The organism is Streptomyces sp. NPDC059371 (assembly GCF_042751995.1).
In the GTDB taxonomy this organism is placed as follows: domain Bacteria; phylum Actinomycetota; class Actinomycetes; order Streptomycetales; family Streptomycetaceae; genus Streptomyces.
Window position 1 is genome coordinate 22746 of sequence record NZ_JBHYXD010000084.1, and the last position, 13822, is coordinate 36567.

General features: G+C 68.4%; 13 protein-coding genes and 1 pseudogene. 11 read left to right on the plus strand and 3 right to left on the minus strand.

Going from position 1 to position 13822, the window contains the following annotated elements:
- Positions 1-189: 189 nt before the first annotated feature.
- Positions 190-1431: a GNAT family N-acetyltransferase gene (locus tag ACFXGX_RS32950; RefSeq protein WP_384798624.1), complete on the plus strand. Its 1242-nt coding sequence runs from the start codon at positions 190-192 to the stop codon at positions 1429-1431.
- A gap of 154 nt (positions 1432-1585) precedes the next feature.
- Here ACFXGX_RS32950 and ACFXGX_RS32955 read toward each other — a convergent pair whose 3' ends face one another.
- Positions 1586-1771 carry a hypothetical protein gene (locus ACFXGX_RS32955; protein WP_037622368.1) on the minus strand — a complete coding sequence of 62 codons (186 nt, stop codon included), beginning with the start codon at positions 1769-1771 and terminating at the stop codon, positions 1586-1588.
- A gap of 188 nt (positions 1772-1959) precedes the next feature.
- Here ACFXGX_RS32955 and ACFXGX_RS32960 point away from each other — a divergent pair.
- A pseudogene (locus ACFXGX_RS32960) lies at positions 1960-2629 on the plus strand (winged helix-turn-helix domain-containing protein).
- Here ACFXGX_RS32960 and ACFXGX_RS32965 read toward each other — a convergent pair.
- Entirely contained in the window at positions 2619-2813 is a 195-nt protein-coding gene (locus ACFXGX_RS32965) for a hypothetical protein (protein WP_384798589.1), read from the minus strand. The pseudogene ACFXGX_RS32960 and the gene ACFXGX_RS32965 overlap by 11 nt on opposite strands.
- Positions 2814-3001: 188 nt before the next feature.
- Between ACFXGX_RS32965 and ACFXGX_RS32970 the strand changes: the two genes are divergently transcribed.
- The 7 genes from ACFXGX_RS32970 (at position 3002) to ACFXGX_RS33000 (ending at position 10890) form a co-directional block, all read left to right on the plus strand.
- Entirely contained in the window at positions 3002-3886 is an 885-nt protein-coding gene (locus tag ACFXGX_RS32970; RefSeq protein ID WP_384798593.1) for a GntR family transcriptional regulator, read from the plus strand.
- Complete coding sequence (locus ACFXGX_RS32975; RefSeq protein WP_384798596.1) at positions 3835-4623, plus strand: HAD family hydrolase; 789 nt, start codon at positions 3835-3837, stop codon at positions 4621-4623. Before ACFXGX_RS32970 ends, ACFXGX_RS32975 begins: the two co-directional genes overlap by 52 nt.
- A 234-nt stretch (positions 4624-4857) precedes the next feature.
- Complete coding sequence (locus ACFXGX_RS32980; RefSeq protein ID WP_384798599.1) at positions 4858-5952, plus strand: phosphotransferase; 1095 nt, start codon at positions 4858-4860, stop codon at positions 5950-5952.
- A gap of 45 nt (positions 5953-5997) precedes the next feature.
- Positions 5998-6747, plus strand: coding sequence for an HAD family hydrolase (locus tag ACFXGX_RS32985; RefSeq protein WP_384798602.1), 750 nt, complete (start codon positions 5998-6000; stop codon positions 6745-6747).
- 132 nt (positions 6748-6879) lie between these two features.
- Complete coding sequence (locus tag ACFXGX_RS32990) at positions 6880-7827, plus strand: ATP/GTP-binding protein (protein WP_384798605.1); 948 nt, start codon at positions 6880-6882, stop codon at positions 7825-7827.
- 193 nt (positions 7828-8020) lie between these two features.
- Positions 8021-8650: a TetR/AcrR family transcriptional regulator gene (locus ACFXGX_RS32995; protein WP_384798608.1), complete on the plus strand. Its 630-nt coding sequence runs from the start codon at positions 8021-8023 to the stop codon at positions 8648-8650.
- 107 nt (positions 8651-8757) lie between these two features.
- Complete coding sequence (locus tag ACFXGX_RS33000) at positions 8758-10890, plus strand: HelD family protein (RefSeq protein WP_384798611.1); 2133 nt, start codon at positions 8758-8760, stop codon at positions 10888-10890.
- Between the two features lie 196 nt (positions 10891-11086).
- Here the strand turns inward: ACFXGX_RS33000 and ACFXGX_RS33005 are convergent, their stop codons facing one another.
- On the minus strand, positions 11087-12370 hold the full coding sequence (locus ACFXGX_RS33005) for a hypothetical protein (protein WP_384798614.1): 1284 nt from the start codon (positions 12368-12370) through the stop codon (positions 11087-11089).
- Between the two features lie 197 nt (positions 12371-12567).
- Here ACFXGX_RS33005 and ACFXGX_RS33010 point away from each other — a divergent pair, with 197 nt between their 5' ends.
- Together ACFXGX_RS33010 and ACFXGX_RS33015 are read left to right on the plus strand one after the other, a co-directional pair.
- Positions 12568-13080, plus strand: a complete 513-nt coding sequence (locus ACFXGX_RS33010) for a helix-turn-helix domain-containing protein (protein ID WP_384798617.1) — start codon at positions 12568-12570, stop codon at positions 13078-13080.
- A 55-nt stretch (positions 13081-13135) separates the two neighbouring features.
- Positions 13136-13723, plus strand: a complete 588-nt coding sequence (locus ACFXGX_RS33015) for a hypothetical protein (RefSeq protein WP_384798620.1) — start codon at positions 13136-13138, stop codon at positions 13721-13723.
- Positions 13724-13822: the final 99 nt, after the last annotated feature.

Consider the following 13822-nt stretch of genomic DNA (forward strand, 5'->3'; position numbering starts at 1 on the left):
GACGTACACGCCAGGAGCGCGGACGCCGGAGGCGCGGGAGGCACCGGTGGCGAGAGAGAAGCCGGTGGCGAGAGAGAAGCCGGTGGCGAGGGAGAAACCGGTGGCCAGAGAGAAGCCGCAGACGTGCGAGAAGCCGGAGGCGCGGACGCCGGTGGCACGGACGCGGCCGCCGACGCCGCCGCCGACGCGATCGACGTACGACCGATCACCGCTCCCGACCTCCGGGACTGGCTGCGCGCCGTGAAGACGGGGTTCCTGCAGGAGCCGGTCGTCTCGGACGAGGACGTGGAGAACCGCAGGTCGGCGTTCATCCTGGGCAGGACCCTGGGCGCGTTCGACGGCTCCCGCTGTGTGGCGACGTTCCGGTCGTTCCCGCAGGAGGTCACCGCGGTCGGCGGGGCGGCCGTCCCCGCGGACGCCATCTCGAACGTGACCGTCTCTCCCACGCACCGCCGCCGGGGCCTGCTCACCCGCATGATGACGGCCGACCTGGCGGCGGCGAGGGAGCGGGGCGACGTCGTCGCGACCCTCATCGCCGCCGAGTACCCGATCTACGGCCGGTTCGGTTTCGGCCCGGCGACCACCTCCACCGAGTGGACCGTCGACGTGCCGCGCACCGGTCTCGACCCGCGCTGGGCGGGCCCTGCCGACGGTGGCCGTATCGACCTCCTGGACGCCGAGGACGTCCGCGAGGCGGGACCCGGACTGCACGAACGGCTCCGGCGCGGCCGGCCCGGCGTGATCAACCGCGACGCCCGCTGGTGGCAGATGAACACCGGCGTGCTGAGGTTCGCCGGCTTCCCCTGGAAGGAACCGTTCTACGCCGCCTATCGCTCGGCGTCGGGCGAGATCGAGGGCCTTGTCTCCTACACCGTGGACGACGACTGGGGAGACTCCAACCAGCCCCACGACACGGCGGAGGTGAGGTGGCTGCTCGCGGTGTCGACGGCGGCCGAGCGCGCCCTGTGGAGCTACCTCTGCTCCATCGACTGGGTCACCCGGGTCAAGACCGGCCGACGTGCCCCCGACGACCTGCTGCCGCAGTTCCTGCCGGACCCGCGTGGCGCCCGTATCACCGGCCAGACGGACTGGCTCTGGGTGCGGATCCTGGATGTCGTACGGGCTCTGGAGGCGCGGACGTACGGCACCGCCGGGACGCTCGTGCTGGATGTGCGGGACGAGAGCGGACCGGACGGAGGCCGCTTTCGGCTCCGGGCCGCCCCGGACGGTACGGCGACCTGCGAGCCGGTCACCGAGGAAGCGGACCTGTCGCTGTCCATCGCCGATCTGGCGACGCTGTGGCTCGGGGACGAGTCCGCGGTGCGGCTCGCGGCGCTGGGCCGGGTGCGGGAACGGCAAGAGGGCGCCGCCGCTCTGGCCGACGCCCTGCTGCGTACGTCCAGGCGACCGTGGTGCCCGGACGTCTTCTGAACGGTGGGTGCCTGTAGGGGCGTTCTCCTTCCGTGCGGGTGGCGGGCGACTGCCGATCCGTAGCGATTCAGTTGTGTGGTGCTGACTGACCGTGCTCCCGGCTCCCCTCCGGAGGGGAGCGCGGTCAGCCGGACTGGCGGACGGTGTCGTCCGCTCAGCCGGACTGGGCGAGCAGCATCACGAGGATCACGGCCCCGATGCCGCTGACGGTGGTGTTCCGGGCCTTGAGCCCGACGGACAGCGCGACGAACGCGATGATGCCCATCGGCCCGTACTCCCACTGGATGAGTTGCTCGAATCCGATGGCCAGGGCGGCGACGGCGAGGGCGACGAGCGGCATGACGGTCCCTCCTTCGGGTACGGAGGGTGGACCCCGTCAGCGGAACTCGGCGACCAACCCTGCGGATGACTGACCATGTTGTCCAAGTTGGTAACCAACTTACGCTTTTTATTTGGAAGTTGGAACGACTCATAACCATCTATCAGGTAACTGCCGCAAGATGGCCGGAAGTTGTAGGGTTTTTTGTCATGGTCCCGGAGCATGCCGCCGCCAGTGGACGGAACAGGCCGCCGAGGTCGCACGGTGAGGTGGCCGACGAGCTGCGCAGCCGGATCAGGTCCGGTGAGCTGCGGGCCGGTCAGCGCATGCCGACCCAGGCCAGACTGGCCGACGAGTTCGGCGTCGAGCGGGGCGCGGTGCGCCAGGCGCTGCGCATCCTTCAGTCGGAGCGCCTGCTCGTCAACGTGTCCAAGGGGAGCCCGGCGACGGTCGCGGACCACCCCGAGAGAGCTCTGACCGGGCCACAGGTGCGGCCCCAGTCGACCATGGTGGCGCTCGCCCCGCGGATCACGGCGGCCTTCGAGGTCCCGCACGTGGCGATCGACGCGCTGTGTCTGACCGCGGTGTCGCTCACCCTCGCCATGGGCGAGCCGTTGCGCGAGATTCACGCGGGACGCATAAAACCGGCCAGGGTCGACGTCCGGGTGCTGCCTTCCCAGCCGCGACATCGACCTCGCGTTTCCCGCGTCGGTCGACCACGAATACCTGGAGATATACGACGCCGAGGGCACGCAGTCGATGCTGTTTCCCTTCAGGCAGGGGGTGGGACTGCGGGACACCACGTTCGTGGAACAGTCCCACCTCTGGTTCAACGCGCTGTGGGAGACGATCAGTTCGGAACCGCTGATCACGAACTGACGGCCGGTCCCGCCACCAGCAGGGCCAGGACGACGGCTCCGATGGAGCTGCACGTGGGGTTCTTCGCCTTGATCCCGATGGTGAGCAGCAGCAGACCGACGATGCCCGTCGGTCCGTACTGCCATTGGACGAGTTGCTCGAAGCCGACGACGAAGACGGCGGAGAGGAGGGTGATGGCGGGCATGGTGGTTCCTCCTGCTTCTCTTCGGTGACCTGCTGGGGGTGCTGGGTGCCGTGGATGGGTGAGAGGAGGCAAAACTTCCGCCATCTTGGCCAAGTTGGTAACCAACTCTGGTTAGGTTGTCCCCACTTGGTAAGTGTCTATAAACAACTTTCGAGTAACTCCCCAAAGATGGGAGAGAGTTGTACCGTTTGGTCGTGGCTCAGGAGAACGTTGTGGTGAGTGACAGCAGCAGAAGGCTTTCGCCCCAGGAGATCGCCGAGGTCCTGCGGCAGCGCATCCGCACCGGCGAGCTGAAGGCCGGCGACCGTCTGCCCACCCAGGCGGAGCTGGCCGACGAGTTCGGCGTCGAGCGCGGCACGGTCCGCCTCGCCCTGCGCGAGCTCCAGGAGGGCGGCCTGCTCAGCAACGTCAGCAAGGGTAGTCCGCCACGGATTGCGCAGGTCACTCCCACCCGCAACGGACCACAGCCGACCATGTTGGGCCTCGCCCCGCGTCTCACCGAGGCGTTCTCCGTCCCCCATGTACGGATCGACGCGGCCTGTCTCACCGCGGAGACGCTGATGCTGGCGCTCAGCGAGCCGGTGCGTCAGATCCACGACGGAAGGATCCGCCCGGAGCGCATCGACGCCCGGATCCTGCTGCCCAGCCGGGAGATCAACCTGGCGTTCCCCATCTCCGTCGACGACCGCGGCGACGACGACCCGGTCCACAGGCGCTGGCTGGAGCAACGCAACGCCCAGGGCCACGTCCTGCGCCACAACCTCCAGTCCCTGCGCTCCTCGCACGGCATCGAGGTCCATGTGACCTTCCGGGCCCTGCCCTTCACACCGCCGGTGAAGCTGTACCTGCTGAACGGGACGGAGGCGCTGATCGCCTACTACATGATCGCCAGGAGGGAAGAAGAGATCTCGGCCGACGAGACGCTGGACATGTACGACACCCTCGGCACCCAATCCCTGCTCTTCTCCTTCGAGAAGCAGGCCGGCGGTCGGGATGCCGCCTTCGTGGACGAGTCCGAGAAGTGGTTCAACGCCCTCTGGGAAACCATCACCACGGACCTGAAACTCAACTAGTGACTTCTGATACGACGCAGACTGATGCGGTGGCGACACAGACGGAGAACCTGCGGGACACGATCACCCGAGCGCGCTTCGTGCTCTTCGACTTCGACGGGCCGATCTGCCGGCTGTACGCGGGGCACGCCGCCGAGAAGGTGGCCAGGGATCTGGTCGACTGGCTCGAACGGCAGGGGATGCGGGGCCTGTTGACCCCGGAGGAGCGTGAACACCCCGATCCGCTTGTGGTCCTGCACGCGGTCGACCGGCGGCGTCCGCGCAGTGACCTGGTGGCCGAGCTGGAGGCGCGGTTCACCCAGCAGGAGCTGAAGGCGGTGGCCAAGGCCTGGCCCACCGAGTACGCCGACGCGGTGATACGGACCTGGAAGGCCGTCGGCGCCCGGCTGGCGATCACCACCAACAACTCGCCCCGCGCAGCCGCTCGTTACCTGGAGAACCGCGGCCTGGCCGAATGCTTCGCGTCCCACATCTACGGCCGCACCGAGGACCTGCACCACCTCAAGCCGGACCCCGACTGCCTCAACCGGGCCCTGAAGGCCCTCGGCGCGGAGCCGTCGAAGGCGCTCATGATCGGCGACGCCCCCTCGGACCTGTACGCGGCCCAGCGGGCCGGGGTTCCGTTCCTCGGCTACGCGCGTCACGAGGACAAGGAGAAGCAGCTCCGGGACGCGGGGGCCGAGCAGGTGGTGACGTCCATGAAGACGGTGCTGCAGGTCTTGTGGGGTCAGCGCTGAAGGGGCGCGGGCCGTGCCCCGACGGGGTGAACCGTGAGGCGTCCGCTTGGCGGCACGCGGGCGCCGTAGCCGCTGCTCAGTGCCCGCGTCGCGGCAACGGGTGGACGGGCCTTCGCCCAGCGGGCTCTGCGTGCTGACGAGCGGCTCTTCTGGGATCATGCCCGGTCACGAATGGTGACGGAGTACCGTTCTCCTCTCTTTCTCTGTGGGTGCGGTTGCGTGAGAGAAGGGTCAATGGCACCTGAATCGGTTTCCTTGGCTGTGCGGCGAGCGGCAGCGGTGAGTGGCGACGCGGGAGTGGTCGAGGGACCACTCCACGGCTACCACCATGAGACGTATGTCGTTCCGCTGCCGGGCTGGACGGGAGAGGCCGAACCGGTTCGCTGGAAGTGCCGCGAACCGCGACCCGGACTGCTGTGGTTCGACCGGCGCTGTTTCGCGTCCGAAGAGGAGCTGCTCAGCGCGTTGCAGGGGCGTATCGGGGGCATCCCCGACCTCATCGAGGCGGTACCCACCGGTCTCCAGCGGTTCATCGAGGGCGAGACGCTGGGAGCGCTGTACGGATCCGGCAGCGGGATCCCCCCGTCCCTCTTCGGACAAATCGTTTCCCTCTTCGGGCAGTTGGCCCGTGTGAAGCCCGATTCCCTGACCGCGGAACGGACATGCGCATCCGTTTACCGGGCTTCCGAAGGTGACACCGACGGCTTTTTGGAGCGGCTGATCCTGTTCACGGAAGAGGAGGTGTACCAGCGGAATATGCCAGATTTCAAAGGCCTGTTCTACGATCTCGGACTGGACGGCGCCTCCTTCGGAAAGCTCCGTGAACATGTGTCGGGACTGACCCGCCGCCCTTTCTGTCTGCTGCACGCCGATCTGCACCGCGAGAACTTCGTGGTCGACGGAATGGGCCGGCTCTGGACGATCGACTGGGAACTGGCGATGTTCGGCGACCCGCTCTACGACCTGGCCACCCACCTTTACTTGATGCGGTATCCGCGGGGCGAGGAAGACCGGATGACCGAGCGGTGGTGTGAGACTGTTGAGAGCGTGACCCCCGGCAGTTCGGCCGGCTGGGAGGCGGACCTGCCCAAGCTGCTCGCCTTCAAGCGGGCTCAGTCGGTGTTTACGGATGTGATTCGCGAGGCAATCTTCGTCTGCGAGCACGCAGAGGGAGAAGCGCTCACGAAGGCAAGCCGGAAGATCTGGGAGGTGGTGGAGCGGGCGCGGGAGCCCTTGGGTATCGGGGCGGAGGTGGATGTCCGGGAAGCCAGGACAGCTCTCAGCGATTGGCGCGAAAGGTGCACGGTGCAGAAATCTCGATTTATATGACAGATCTGGATGAAATAGGCTGACCCGAGGTGGCGATGGAGTGCTATGACTCAGGGCAACCAGGGTATGTACAGAAAACTGAATGACTCCGGTGCGATCCGGGCGGCCGCGGAGTACATGAGGCCCGGCCGAAGTGTGCTCTTCGACTTCGATGGCCCTCTGTGCCGTCTCTTTCCGGACGGATCCTCGGCACCGTTGGCGGAAGCGTTGCGCCGTATCGTCGTAGAGCGCGATGCTGGAGAACTTCTCCTGGGTGAGGCTGAGGTCTCGATCGATCCGCAAGTCGTGTTGAAGACTGTTCACCGACAGCGCCCCCGCAGCGACTTGGCTGCGGAGCTGGATGAGCGGTTGACCGACGGCGAGTTGGCGGCAGCTGTGATCGCACCGCCCACACCCGGCGCCGAGCTGTTCGTCAGACGCTTGGTGGCAGCCAGGGTGGGCGTGGCTGTGGTGACGAACAACTCCCCCGTTGCCGTCGCCGCGTACCTGCGGAGAGTCGGTATCGACAGGTGCTTTGAGGGGCACATTCACGGCCGCACTGACGATCCTGGGCGGCTCAAGCCCGATCCGGACTCCATTCATCGGGCGCTCGCAGACCTCGGGGTTGAGGCGTACGACGCCTTGATGATCGGGGACATGCCTACGGATCTGCATGCGGCACGCGAGGCCAAGGTGGCCTTCGCGGGCTACGCCCGTGATGAGTCCGAGGCCGCTGAACTGTGGGAGGCCGGCGCCGAACTCGTCTTCTCTCGGATGGAGTTGTTGTCGGCCGTCATGGTTCCGGCCTCTTCCTGACCGCCCGCACGACAGGCACCATGAACAGGATCAGGTCAACAAGGGTGCCAACAGGGGGGTTTGATGGCTGGGGGAAGTTCGTCGCCGCTCGGCGGCAGGGTGGCTGCGGGCTGGGCGAGGGCCGAGGGGGTGGTGACAAAGGTATTGCTCCTGGTCATCTTCGTCATCGGATTGATCGCGCAGTTCGTGAAGCCGGTGGGTGATGCATTCGAAGGCAAGGCGTATCTCGGTGGTGCGCTGCTCAGCCTCGTCGGGTACGTGCTCTACGCCGAGGTGCAAAGGCTGAACACAGCTCATGAGGCGCAGCGGGAAGGAACGGGCGCTCTGCACATCGTGGCCCGCCATCTCCAGGAGGAGGTGCAGCGGCTGAACGAAGAGGTCCGACATCTCCACGAGGAGCGGCTTTCGAGGGTGCAGGACCTGGTCACCCCTGACGATCTGAAGGCCGAGTTCGAAAAGGCCCTTGAGGCAGGAGGGAATGTCCGGTTTTCGGCCATGGGATTCACGGGCGAGACGTTCGCGAGGCCTCTTGAACGAATATTGGAGGCCATTCCTGAGAACCTCGAGCGCACGCTGCAATTACGCGTTCTCGTGCCCGACTTCACCAAGCCGCTGGAAGTGCCGGGGCTGGTGGGGGCGGACGGTAAGGTCAGGGATGCCCCGGCGTTCCGACAGAGCCTGGTGCAGCAGATCGAGGGTTACGAAGCCTTGCTGAAGCGGCAGGTGGCTCGCATGAGGCACAAGCATCAAGGGGAACTCACTGTCGAGTTTCGGGTCATGCATATGTCGCCTTCTCTGAAACTCTACTTCATCAACGATGACCAGGTTTTCGAGGGCATTTACGACAAGATCGAACTCCGCCAAGGTGAGTACGACTCGGGAATCCGAACAGGGCGGGAGGGAGAGTCCGATGGTGGGCAGATCCTGGACCTGCTGGGCTTCGACTCGTTGCTGACGCGCTGGAGTTGGGACGATGATCAGCGATCGCGCGATGTCATCGTCCGTCGTCAGAAGCTCTTCAACACCTTCTGGGAGGCTGCGCACGATCTCTCGGAGATCTCCGGGAGATCGGTTCGGTAACCGCATGGTTGCTGCGCGAGGTCGCCCAGCATTGTGATCAGGAGCTTCACCCGGCCCGGCTCCTCGGTTGGGGCGAGCGGGGTGAAACCTTCATTCAGGTGCTCGGCGCGCAGGGTTTCGCCACGGCGTGGATCCGGGCCGACAGGATCCGTGACCCGGTCACCGGTCCCCGGCCATGCGTAGGCTCGTGACCATGAGTGACACCGGACTGCGCGAACGCAAGAGGAGACGGATGTACCAGTCCGTCTCCGACACCGCCATCGGCCTCTTCCTGGAGAAGGGGTTCGACGCCGTGTCCGTCGCCGAGGTCGCGGCCGCCGCCGAGATCTCCAAGCCGACGCTGTTCCGGTACTTCCCGTCCAAGGAGGACCTGGTCCTGCACCGGTTCGCGGACCACGAGACCGAGGCCGCGCGGGTCGTCGAGGAGGGCCGGGCGGCCGGGCGGTCCGCGATCGACGCGCTTCGCGAGCACTTCCTGGACGGTCTGCGCCGGGAGGACCCCGTCACCGGGCTCAACGAGCATCCCGGCATCCTCGCCTTCCACCGGCTGCTCTACGGGACGCCCTCGCTGGTGGCGCGGATGTATGGGTACCTGGAACGGTCCGAGGCCGCGCTCGCCGATGCCCTCGGGAAGCCGCTCGGCGCCGGGCTCGACGCACGGCTCGCCGCCGGACAGATCACGGCCGTGCGCCGCGTCCTCGCCGAGGAGAACCTGCGACGGATCGCGGAGGGGGAGCGGGTGGCTGCCGTACGGCCGGACGCGGTGGCGGCCGCCGAGCGGGCCTTCGCGCAGCTCGCGGCCGGATTTCCCGGGCTGGCCTGACCCGCTCACGCGTGCTCGGGCCCGCCCGGCCCCCGGCCCCAGGAGTGCAGTAGCGTGCCTAAGTTAAAAATGTTACTCGGTTACGTTATTCCGGTACTCTGGCTGGAATGACGCACCCCGACCCCGCCCGTCGTACTGCCCCGGACCTGCCGCTCGCCCGCTCCCTCTCCCGTTCCCTCTCCCGCGAACGCGCCTTTCACGACACCTGTCGCGCCGCCCTCGCCGCGATGGTCGACGGTGCCGAGGAACAGGTCGTCACTGGCGAAGACGTCTCCGCGTCCGGGGCCGACGCCGAAGTGCTCGGGTATCAGCTGCGCAGCCAGGCGAAGGAGATGCGTGAGTTGCCCCAGGGGCCCCTGTTCTTCGGCCGGCTGGACTTCCAGGACTCGGTGGCGGCGGCCGGCGACCACGCCGGGCAGAGCTATCACATCGGGCGGCTGCGGATCAGGGAACACCCCGCCGCCCCGCCTTTTGTTGTCGACTGGCGGGCCCCCGTCTCGCGCGCCTTCTACCAGGCGGGCGCCCGCGACCCCCAGGGCGTCGCCGTCCGCCGGCGCTTCGGCTGGGCCCCCGGCAGCCGCGGCGACTCCGCCGACCTCACAGGTCTCGAGGACGAACCCATCGGGGTGGAGCGGCCGTCATCGGGCCCGGCCCCGCAGGAGCCGGCCGGCGCCGGGAGCGTGGAGGACGGCGCCGCTCAGGGAGGCTCGATCCTCACCGAGGAGATCGAGCGCCCCCGCGTCGGCCCCATGCGGGACATCGCCGCCACCATCCAGCCCGAACAGGACGATCTCGTACGAGCCGATCCGGCGGCCTCGGTCTGTGTGCAGGGCGCCCCGGGCACCGGCAAGACGGCCGTCGGCCTGCACCGGGCCGCCTATCTCCTCTACACGCATCCGCAGCGCGTCCGGCGCGGCGGACTGCTGATCCTCGGCCCCAACCGCACCTTCCTGTCGTACATCGCGGAGGTCCTGCCCGCGCTCGGGGAGACCGGTGTGCGCCAGTCGACCATCGGGGAGGAGATCGCCCGCCGTCCGGTGACCGGGGAGGACGGCGAACGTGCCGCGGTCGTCAAGCACGACGCCCGGATGGCACGGGTGCTGCGCCGGGCGCTGTACGGGAACATCGGCGTGCCGGACGACGACCTCGCGGTGCCGGACGGCACCTACCGCTGGCGGGTCCCCGTCGCCGTACTGCGCCGCATCGTGGACGACGTACGAGCCGAGGAACCGCCGTACGCCGTCGGGCGGGAGCGGGTGCGGACACGGGTCGTGCGGTACGTGCGGGCACGGGCCGAGCTGCGGGCCGGGCCGCAGACGAACGCCTGGGCGCAGCGGATCTCGCGGGCCAGGCCGGTCGGCGCGTACGTCGACGCGGTGTGGCCGCGGGTGCGCCCGGAGGAACTGCTCGCCCGGCTGCTCACCGACGCCGAGGCGCTGGAGCGGGTGGCCGACGGGATCCTCGACGCCGAGGAGCGGAAGGCGCTTCTGTGGGCGAAGCCGCCTCGGTCGTGGAAGTCGGCGCGCTGGTCGGCCGCCGACCTCGTCCTCCTCGACGAGATCGCCGGACTGATCGAACACCCCGATGGATACGGCCACTTGGTGATCGACGAGGCGCAGGACCTGTCGCCCATGGAGTGCCGGGCCATCGCGCGACGGGCCTCCTTCGGGTCGCTGACCGTGCTCGGGGACCTCGCGCAGGGTACGACTCCCTGGGCGGCGCGGGAGTGGGGCGAACTTCTGGCCCATCTGGGCAAACCGGAGGCCGCCGTCGTCCCGCTGACGGTCGGGTTCCGGGTGCCCGGAGCCGTCGTCGAACTCGCCAACCGGGTGCTGGACCGCCTGGACGTGGGCGTGCCTCCGGCCCGGTCCCTGCGCAGGGACGGCGAGTTGAGAATCCGGCCGGCCGCCGATCTCTCTGCCGAGACCGTCGCGGCCGTACGGGAGGCGCTCGCGCACGAGGGGTCCATCGGGGTCATCACCGCGGACGCGGACGTCGCGAAGGTGCGGGACGCGCTGTGCGCCGCCGGGCTGAGCGTCGCCGGAGTCGACGAGCTCGGCGCCCGGATCGCGGTGCTGCCCGCGAGTCTGGCCAAGGGCCTTGAGTACGACCATGTGGTGGCCGTGGAACCGGCGGCGATGGCGGAGGCCGAGGCGCGGGGCCTGCACCGGCTCTACGTGGTGCTGACCCGCGCGGTGTCGCGCCTGGACGTGATCCACGCGCGCCCGCTGCCCTGGTGAGCCGCGGCCCGGCGATTCGGCCGGTTCACCAGGACAGCGGCGACCGTCGAGGGAAACCGACCGCGGGGCCCACGGCCTGAGAGTGGGCGGGACAGAACGACGGCCGGTGCCCCGCTCAAGCCCCTCAGGCCGCTCAGGCCCCTCAGGCCGCTCAGGCCGTGCGGGCCGCGACGCCCTCAGGCGCGCGGGCCCCGCACTACCGCCGGGCCGCGCGGCGCCGTACGAACAGGACCGCGCCCGCACCGGCGGACACGGCCGCGGCGGCGGCACCCGCGAGGGGCAGTGCCGGGCCGGAACCGGTGGCGGCGAGGTCACCGCCGGTGGTGGTGTTCGCTCCACCGCCCGTGCTCCCGGATCCGCCCGTGCTCCCGGATCCGCCCGTAGACCCGGATCCCCCCGTGGTCCCGCCTCCGCCGGTGGAACCCGAACCGCCCGTGGAGCCGCTCCCGCCGGTGGAACCCGAACCGCCCGCCGAGCCGCTGCCGCCCGTCGAACCGCCGCCCTCGATGTGGAGCAGGATGTCGGCCTTGTCGTTCGCCTTGTTCACGTCGTACGGGCGGGCGTCGGAACTGAGGGTCACCGAGCCCTTGGCTCCCGCCACCGCTTTGTTGATCTTCAACTTGAAGGAGTAGGTGTTCACCTGGTCCTCCTCCACCCAGTACTGCCCGATGTTGCAGGAGTAGGTGCCGGCTACCGGGGTGTCGCAATACCGGAGTCCCTTGACCACGGTCGTACCCGCGGGAATTTTGATCAGGGTCCGGGTTGGCACCAGGTCCGACATGCTCAGCACCCACGCGGGACCGGCGTTGGTGAACTTCACCTTGACGTCGACCGTGTCCCCGACCCGGCCCTTCAGTGCCGTTCCGGACGCCTGGTAGTCGGCCGTGTTCACCGTGTTCACCCGCACGCGGGCCTTGGCGGAGCCTTCCGAGCCACCGCCGGGCAGAACGGCGCCGGGCCGCGCCACCAGCTTCGCCGCGGGAGCGGTTCCGCGTACGGGCTCGTGGGCGTATTCATCGCCGCCGTCGTATTCGTAGTCCCGGACGATGACGTCGAGTTGGTCGTACAGCGCCCTGTCGAGAGCTTTGAAGGGCAGCTTGTCGGGGGCGTAGACGACACCGGGCTCGACGGTCTGGTCGAACTCGCAGGTCAGAAGGGTTCTGGCCGGCAACTCGTCGTACACGCCGATGTTCCAACGCACGCAGTTCGAGGGCACGTCGGCGAAGTCCAACCCCTTGGTGACGTAGTACCACAGATAGATCTTGTCCAGCGCCTCGGTGCCCGTGGTGCCGAAGGTGACCGGCGCCTCGAAGGTGGTTCCCGGCTTCACTCCGTCGATCGGTGCGGTGTTCAGCACCAGCCCGGTCCCGGGGCCGTCGGCCATCGCGGAGGGAGCGCTGCCCAACGTGATCAGCGCGCCGGCGCCGACGACGCCGACGGCCCTGCGAAGTGTGCGGAGGCTGTGCCCGGAGCGGAGCATGCGGTTACCTCTGGATTGAAGTGGCGGATATGCAAGGTGAATTGCGGGTTGCAAGTCCCGGACATCAGACACGCGCAGAGGTCGAACAGTTGTACCGGTGCCGTCGTGATCGGTCGCGGGGTCACGCCTTCGTGGCGTGGCACACTTTTGCAAGCAGGTGCTTGCAATAGTTAGCGACGATGAGGCAAGGTGGGGGCATGGCATCGCTCAACGTCGGCAATCTCGGTGAGTATCTGCGGGAACAGCGGCGCACCGCGCAGTTGTCGCTGCGGCAGCTCGCCGACGCCGCCGGGGTGTCCAATCCGTATCTGAGCCAGATCGAGCGCGGGCTGCGCAAGCCGAGCGCGGAGGTGCTCCAGCAGGTCGCCAAGGCCCTGCGGATCTCCGCCGAGACGCTGTACGTGCGCGCCGGCATCCTCGACGCCGAGCGGGACCGGGACGAGGTGGAGACGCGTGCCGTCATCCTCGCCGATCCCACGCTGAACGAGCGGCAGAAGCAGGTGCTGCTCCAGATCTACGAGTCCTTCCGCAAGGAGAACGGATTCGAGATCGCGCCGGCGGACGAGGCCGGTCACGGCGGCGAGGTGCCCGGCACCGACGCACCCGAGACTCAGGACATACCGGACGCCCAGCCTCCACAGGACACCGCCGTCCGCGGCCCCCGCACGGCCGACGGCAGCGATGCCGGTCCGCAGCAGAGCGCGAGCTGACCGCATGCGGATCACCAAACCCTCAGCTGAAAGCGATTACGGGAGGACCATCGTCATGGCCATCACCGACGACATCCGCAAAGCCGCCACGGACCCGACCCCGCTCTACTTCCTCGCCGGCACCGCCGACCTGGCCGTTCAGCAGGCGAAGAAGGTCCCGGGCATCGTGGAGCAGATCCGCGCCGAGGCCCCGGGCCGGATCGACACCGTGAAGAACATCGACCCCAACGCCGTCCAGGAGAAGGCCACCGCCCGCGCCAAGGTGGCGCAGGAGAACCTCCAGGCCAGGGTGACGGAGATCCTCAGCACCCTCGACACCGACCTGAAGAAGCTCGGCGAGTCCGCCCAGGACCTCGCCCTGCGCGGTGTCGGCGTCGCCGCCGAGTACGCCGTCAAGGCGCGCGAGACGTACGAGAAGGTCGCCGAGCACGGCGAGCAGACCGTGCGGACCTGGCGCGGCGACGCCGCCGAGGAGATCGAGGACTTCGCCATCGCCGTCGAGCCGAAGGCCGAGCCGGTCGAGGTCAAGGAAGAGGAGAAGCCGGCGGTCGCCGCCGAGGACGCCCCCTCCAAGAAGAGCCCGGTGAAGAAGGCCCCGGTGCGCAAGCCGGTTGCCAAGAAGACGACTCCGCCCGCGAAGTAGGCGAGCGAAGCACCACGATTCCGCCGTGCGCGGACGGGCCGGGCACTCTCCGAGTTCCCGGCCCGTTCTCCGGGTACGGTGGCCGTAGAGACGACACGA